We start from the raw sequence: 6,724 nt of genomic DNA, 5'->3' as shown, positions 1-6,724 counted from the left end.
GCAGGGCGTGCGCGAAGCCGTCGACGAGCTGGCCGGGCTGGTCCGCGGACAGGTCGCGATCGGCGCCGTGACGTCGGCGGGCCCGGTCCGGCTGCCGGACCTGCTGGCCGGCTTCCACCAGCGCTACCCGGCCGTCGAGATCACGCTGTCGGAAGCCAACTCCGACACGATGCTCGCGGCGCTGCGCGAAGGACGCCTGGACCTCGCGGTCGTCGGCCTCTCGACCGATCCGCCGCCGGGCATCGCGACGCAGGTGCTGCTCGACGAGCCGTTCCTGGCCGTCACGGCGCCCGACGGCCCGCTCGACCGCGCCGAGGTCGGGATCCGGGACCTCGACGGCCTGCCGCTGATGGCGCTGCCGAAGGGCACGGGCCTGCGTACCGCGCTCGACACGGCTTTCGCGCGCGAAGGGCTGACGCCGCGGATCGCGTTCGAGGCGGCCGACCCGAACGTCCTGGTGCAGCTGGCGACGCGCGGCCTGGGCGTGGCGATCGTGCCGGAGTCGCTGGGCCGCTACCACCAGGCGGAGCTGCGGATCATCGAAATCGCGGGCCCGGGCCTGCGCGGGGTGCTCGCGCTGGCGTGGCGGACGGAGGGCCCGCTGAGCCCGGCGGCACGCGCGTTGATCGCGTTCGCCCGGGCGAACTACCGCTCTTGACACGTCGTCAACAGTGTCGTTCCCTGGAGGCGTGACCGAGACCGCCCTCCGCGACGCCGTCGTCGGCGCCGGGCTGCTGGCCGGCAGCGCGAACGTGATCATGCAGCTCGCCCGCGCGCCGGTCGGGTACGGCGTGCTGGAAAGCCGGGTCGACAGCGGCAACCTCTTCCGCCACCCGGCGAAGCGGACGCGGACGACGCTCACCTACCTCGCCGTCGCGACCCTGGGCACCGACGCCGAGCGGGCGGCCTACCGCCGTGCGGTCAACCAGGCCCACGCGCAGGTCCACTCGACCGGCGAGAGCCCGGTCGCCTACAACGCCTTCGACACCGACCTCCAGCTGTGGGTCGCGGCGTGCCTGTACAAGGGCTTCGAAGACGTCTACCTCGCGTTCGTCGGCGGCGAGCCGGAGCGCTTCTACCGCGAAGCCGCTTCGCTCGGCACGACGCTGCAGGTGCGTGCCGAGATGTGGCCCGCCGACCGCGAGGCCTTCGAGGAGTACTGGACCGCCGGGCTCGAGAAGATCGGCATCGACGACACCGTCCGCCGCTACCTCACGGCCATCGTCGACCTCCGGTTCCTGCACCCGGTCCTCGCCGCGCCGGGTCGGCGGTTCCACCGCTTCGTCACCACCGGCTTCCTCCCGCAGCGCTTCCGCGACGAGATGCGGCTGCCGTGGACCGGCGCCGACCAGCGGCGGTTCGACGCGTTGCTCGGCGCGATCGGCCGGGTCGTGCGGGTGCTGCCCGCGCCGGTGCGGCGGTTCCCGTTCAACCTCTGCCTGTGGGACCTGCGCCGCCGGCTGCGCACCGGGCGTCCGCTGGTCTGAGCGGCCCCGGCTACAGTGTCGGGTCGGCAAAGCCACCCGAGGGGATTCCATGACGGCGATCGAGGCTGACGCCCGGCCCGAAGAGACCGCGCCCGCCCGGACCACCCGCCGCGCGCCGCTGATCGTGGTCTCGCTGGTCCTGCTCGCGCTGTTCCTCGCCGGCGCGTGGGCGGCCTGGTTCTTCACGATCGACGACGCGTTCATCAGCTTCCGCTACTCGGCGAACCTCGCCGACGGCCACGGGCCGGTGTGGAACGTCGACGGACCGCGCGTCGAAGGCTTCACGAACTTCGCCTGGGTCGTGTGGTCGGGGCTCGGCGCGTGGCTGGGGCTCGCGCTGCCGCTGTTCACCAAGGTGACGTCGCTGGTCCTCGGCCTCGGGACGCTGTACCTGCTGATCCGCGAAGGCCACCGCCGCGCCGGGCTCACCGGCGTCCTGGTCGGCGCGGGCGCGTACGTCGTGTTCCTGCCGACCTACTTCCACCTCACCGCCGGCCTCGAGACGGCCGCGTTCGCCGCCGTGCTGCTGCGGATCGTGGTGCTCGGCCTGCGTGTGCTGGCGAACGAGCGGGTCCGGACGTGGGAACCGCCGGTGCTGCTGCTCCTGCTCGGCATGCTGCGGCCGGAGGGCGTGCTGGCCGCGCTGCCGGTCTTCCTGCTCTGGTTCGTCCGGTCGGAGGGGCGGGCTCGTTGGCTGTGGAGCGGCGCCGCGGTCGTCGTCGGCGCGGGCTACTTCGTCTGGCGCTGGCGGTTCTACGGCCAGCTGCTGCCGAACACGTTCTACGTCAAGTTCGGCCACCTCGACTCCGGCTGGCTGTGGACCAAGCACACGGCGGTCCTGCTGCTCCCGCTCCTGCTGCTGACGTTGTCGCTGGTCGTCCGCAAGGCGACGCGCGCGATGGGCGTGCTGCTCGTGGTCACCGTCGCGGTCACCTACGTGACGTACGCGGTGTCCGGCCCGACCATGGACTACCTCGACCGCTTCGCCGACCACGCGATCCCCGTCCTCTGCCTGGGCGCCGGGATCGCGGCCGGGACGCTGAAGCCGCGTCTCGTGGGCGCGCTGCTCGGGCTGGTGGCGGTCGGCTGGTCGGCCGTCGGCGGCGCGACCGCGCCCGACCTCGGCGTGATCGCGAACTACGGCCCGGACCTGCAGCGCGCGCACATCGCGATCGGCAAGGGGCTGGCCGAGGCGGACGTCCCGCCGGCCGCGCGCAGCCTCGCCGTCACCGACGCGGGCGCGATCCCGTACTACAGCGGCTGGAACTCGATCGACTACATCGGGCTCAACGACGCGGCCATCGCCCGCGGCGCCGACCCGACCGAGGTCGTCATGAAGGCGCGGCCGACGGTGATCGTCGTGACCGCGAACGGCCCGGACCCGTCCGGCACGCGCTACGGCTTCGACTTCGCGAAGGCGACCGCGGGCTACGAGAAGGTGTCCACGGTCGAGATGCGCGCCGGGTACTGGCAGAACGTCTACGCGCTGCCGCAGTACGCGGCGACGATCGGCCAGCACGTCCAGGAGCGCGCGGACGCGGCTCGCAAGGCCAACGACTACGACCGCGCCGAGGACACCGTCGACCGCTGGCTCGACCGGCTCCGCTCGCAGCTGCCGTTCTGAGGTTGACCGCTTCGCGCGCGGACGCGAGGGTAGGCCGATGAGCGGCGAAGAGGTCCGGCACGGGGTCAAGCTGAGCAGTCTCGACCAGGAGGTCTTCCCGGACGCCGGGGTGACCAAGCGGGAACTGCTCGACTACCTCGAAGCCGTGTCCGAGCGGATGCTGCCGGAGCTGCGCGACCGGCTGCTGACCGTGCTGCGGGTGCTGCGCGGCCAGGGCCCGTTCATGCAGAAGAACCTGCCGAAGTACACGCCGGACTGGGTCGAGCGGGTGTCGGTGTGGGCCGAGACGTCCAAGCGGGACGTCTCCTACGCGCTGTGCAACGACCTCCGCACGCTGATCTGGTTCGGCAACCAGCGGGCGATCGAGTACCACACGTCGCTCTACCGCGGCGGCCCCGAGCACGGCCCGACGCACCTGATCCTCGACCTGGACCCGCCCGAAGACGGCCCGTTCTCGCTGGCCATCGGCGCCGCGAAGCTGGTGCGGGAGGCCCTGCGCAACGACGGCCTCGACGGCGCGGTGAAGACGAGCGGCTCGAAGGGCGTGCACGTCTTCGTGCCGCTCGCGCCCGGGCAGTCGACGGAGGACATCGCCGCGGCCACGCGAGCGGTCGCGGCGCGGGCCGAGCGGATCGACCCGGCGCTCGGCACCACGGAGTTCGTGCGCGAACGCCGGGAAGGCAAGGTGTTCCTGGATTCGACCCGGGCGGGAGGGGCGACGGTCATTTCGGTCTACAGCCCCCGGCACCGCCCGGGGGTGCCGGTGTCGTTCCCGGTCGCGTGGGGCGATCTCGACGGCGTCAAGCCCGGCGACTTCACGGTGCACACGGCGCCGGGGCTGCTCGACGGCGGTGATCCTTGGACGGCGGAGATGCCGGAGCCGTTCGTGCTGCCGGCGGACCTGGTGGCCGAGGGGCACACGATCCCGATCGCCCGGGTGGTGGCGATGCATGAGGGCAAGCGCCGGGCCCGGGCGGCTCGCGAATCGGGGTGAGCCGGATGTAGTGAATGACTCATTCATGTCGTCTGACGACATGAATGAGTCATTCACGTCGTGTCAGGCCGCCTGGTCGCCGCGCCAAGCCTGCGCGTGGAACGGCCTCGGGAACTGGACGATCCGGCTCGGCTCGGCCACCCGGTGCCGGGCCAGCCACACGACGTCGCGGCCGAACGACCACGTCAGCGTGCCCAGCGCGAGAGCCACCAGCGCCAGTAAAGCCGCCGCCGGCAGCAGGCCGGACACCGCGACCACCAGCACCACGCCCTGCACCGCGGCCACCGTCTTGCGGGCCATGCTCGGGTACAGCGGCGCGGTCAGCCACGGCATCGCCCACGACGCCGCGACGAACACGTACCGCATCAGGCCGATCGCCAGCACCCACAGCCCCAGCGTCCGGGACACCTGGACGCACAGCAGCAGGATCAGGAACGCGTCGACCTCCATGTCGAACCGCGCGCCGAACTCCGACGTCGTGCCGGTGCGGCGGGCCACCTGGCCGTCGAGGCCGTCCAGGAGGAGGGCCACGCCGGTCAGCCCGACCAGCCACGCGACGGACAGGCCGCCGTCGGCGATGAGTTCCGCGGCGCACCCGGCGAGCGTCGCGCGGGCGAAGGTGATCCAGTCCGCCGGGCCGAAGGCGGCGCGGCCGGTGCGGCGCAGGCCCTGCTCCGTCAACAGCACGAGGGCGGTCCCGAACGTGAGCCCGGTGGCCCAGGCCAGGGGGGACAGGCCCGCGACGACCCCCGCGGCGAGCACCCACGCCGGCACCACCGCGCGCAGGAGAAGGTCCTGTTTGATCATCGTCGACTCCGCGAATTGCTCATAGGGTGGCGGCACCAGCCTCCGGACGCCGCTGAGGAGAAACACGTGGAACAGGCTTTCTGGGTTCAAACACCCGGTGTCGGGGAGCTGCGGCCGGCGGAGCTGCCCGAGCCCGGACCGGACGACGTGCTCGTCCGCACGCTCTGCTCCGGCGTCAGCCGCGGCACCGAAACGCTCGTCTTCCGCGGCGGGGTCCCGGCGAGCCAGCACGACGTCATGCGCGCGCCCTTCCAGGACGGCGGCTTCCCCGGCCCGGTCAAGTACGGGTACCTCAACGTCGGCGTCGTCGAACGCGGCCCGGCCCACCTCGAAGGCCGGATCGTCTTCTGCCTGTACCCGCACCAGACCGCGTACGTCGTCCCCGCGAGCGCGGTGACGCCGGTGCCCGACAACGTCCCGCCCGGCCGCGCGATCCTGGCCGGCACCGTCGAGACCGCGGTCAACGCCGTCTGGGACGCGCGGCCGCGGCTCGGCGACCGGATCGCCGTCATCGGCGCCGGGATGGTCGGCGCCAGCGTCGCGAAGCTCCTGAGCGGCTTCCCGGCGACAAGGGTGCAGCTCGTCGACGTCGACCCGTCGCGCGCCGACGTCGCCGAAGCGCTCGGTGTCGACTTCTCGACCCCGGAGCGCGCCCTCGGCGACTGCGACCTCGTCGTGCACGCCAGCGCGAGCGAAGCCGGGCTCACCCGCGCGCTGGAGCTGCTCGCGCCGGAAGGCGAAGTCGTCGAGATGTCCTGGTACGGCGACCGGAAGGTGAGCGTCCCGCTCGGCGAGCACTTCCATTCGCGGCGCCTGGTCATCCGCGGCAGCCAGGTCGGGACGGTCGCGCGGCCGGACCGCAGCTACGCCCAGCGGATGGCCGTCGCGCTGGAGCTGCTCGCCGATCCGGCGTTCGAAGCACTGGTCAGCGGCGAGTGCGCGTTTGAAGATCTGCCGTCCGTGCTACCCCGGTTGGCCGGGAATGAACTTTCCGCCCTCTGCCTCCGTGTTGTGTATCAGCCGCAGTGACCACGTCCACCCGAACGCATCGGAGGTCTTGGTGTTCAGCATCACCGTCCGTGACCACATGATGGTCGCCCACAGCTTCCGCGGGGAAGTCTTCGGTCCCGCGCAACGCCTGCACGGCGCGACCTTCGTGGTGGACGCGACCTTCCGCCGCGCCGAGCTCGACGAGGACAACATCGTCGTCGACATCGGCAAGGCCACGGAAGAGCTCAAGGCGGTGCTGAGCGACCTGAACTACCGCAACCTCGACGACGAGCCGGAGTTCAAGGGCGTCAACACCTCCACCGAGTTCCTCGCGAAGGTCGTCGCCGACCGCCTCGCCGACGCCGTCCACGCCGGACGCCTCGGCGAAGGCGCGCGCGGTCTCGAAGGCATCGCCGTCTCGCTGAAGGAGTCGCACGTCGCCTGGGCGAGTTACGAGCGTGCGCTGTGACGGCGCTGTACGTGGTCCTCCCCGGGGACGTCGACGACGCGTCCGTCCCCAGCGGCGGCAACACCTACGACCGCCGGCTGTGCGACCGGCTCACGGCCAGCGGGGTCGACGTGCACGAGATCGCCGTAGCCGGGTCTTGGCCACGGCCGGACACCGAGGCCCGCGCGGTCCTCGGCCACCTGCTCGCCGCGCTGCCCACCGGGTCCGCCGTGCTGCTCGACGGCCTGGTCGCGTGCGGGGTGCCCGAGGTCGTCGTCCCGCAGGCCCGGCGCCTGTCGCTCTCGGTGCTGGTGCACCTGCCGCTGGCCGACGAGACCGGCCTGCCGCCCGCGCTCGCCGCCGAGCTCGACGCG

General features: G+C 72.4%; 7 protein-coding genes and 1 pseudogene. 7 read left to right on the top strand and 1 reads right to left on the bottom strand.

The features are described 5' to 3' along the window. The 4 genes from G3I65_RS29020 to G3I65_RS29005 form a co-directional block, all read left to right on the top strand. On the top strand, positions 1 to 658 hold a 658-nt coding region (locus G3I65_RS29020), incomplete at its 5' end, for a LysR substrate-binding domain-containing protein (protein WP_160698917.1). 31 nt (positions 659 to 689) lie between these two features. After that, positions 690 to 1,487 carry an oxygenase MpaB family protein gene (locus G3I65_RS29015; protein ID WP_160698916.1) on the top strand — a complete coding sequence of 266 codons (798 nt, stop codon included), beginning with the start codon at positions 690 to 692 and terminating at the stop codon, positions 1,485 to 1,487. 49 nt (positions 1,488 to 1,536) lie between these two features. Beyond that, entirely contained in the window at positions 1,537 to 3,111 is a 1,575-nt protein-coding gene (locus G3I65_RS29010) for a hypothetical protein (RefSeq protein WP_239071513.1), read from the top strand. 37 nt (positions 3,112 to 3,148) lie between these two features. Next, positions 3,149 to 4,105 carry a DNA polymerase domain-containing protein gene (locus G3I65_RS29005; RefSeq protein WP_160698915.1) on the top strand — a complete coding sequence of 319 codons (957 nt, stop codon included), beginning with the start codon at positions 3,149 to 3,151 and terminating at the stop codon, positions 4,103 to 4,105. Positions 4,106 to 4,168: 63 nt separating this feature from the next. Here G3I65_RS29005 and G3I65_RS29000 read toward each other — a convergent pair whose 3' ends face one another. Continuing rightward, positions 4,169 to 4,912, bottom strand: a complete 744-nt coding sequence (locus tag G3I65_RS29000; protein WP_160698914.1) for a CDP-alcohol phosphatidyltransferase family protein — start codon at positions 4,910 to 4,912, stop codon at positions 4,169 to 4,171. 66 nt (positions 4,913 to 4,978) lie between these two features. Between G3I65_RS29000 and G3I65_RS28995 the strand changes: the two genes are divergently transcribed. From G3I65_RS28995 to G3I65_RS28985, 3 genes and pseudogenes are all read left to right on the top strand, one after another. Further along, positions 4,979 to 5,941: a zinc-binding alcohol dehydrogenase gene (locus G3I65_RS28995; protein ID WP_160698913.1), complete on the top strand. Its 963-nt coding sequence runs from the start codon at positions 4,979 to 4,981 to the stop codon at positions 5,939 to 5,941. A 31-nt stretch (positions 5,942 to 5,972) separates the two neighbouring features. After that, positions 5,973 to 6,371 (top strand): 6-carboxytetrahydropterin synthase, encoded by a 399-nt coding sequence (locus G3I65_RS28990; protein WP_086857063.1) that lies wholly within the window; start codon positions 5,973 to 5,975, stop codon positions 6,369 to 6,371. Continuing rightward, positions 6,368 to 6,724 (top strand): annotated as a pseudogene (locus G3I65_RS28985) (glycosyltransferase family 1 protein); the annotation flags it as partial. The gene G3I65_RS28990 and the pseudogene G3I65_RS28985, both read left to right, overlap by 4 nt.

Origin of the sequence: Amycolatopsis sp. SID8362 (assembly GCF_010550475.1) — a bacterium.
Classification (GTDB): Bacteria; Actinomycetota; Actinomycetes; order Mycobacteriales; family Pseudonocardiaceae; genus Amycolatopsis; species Amycolatopsis eburnea.
This window is presented reverse-complemented; position numbering and strand designations above follow the sequence as displayed.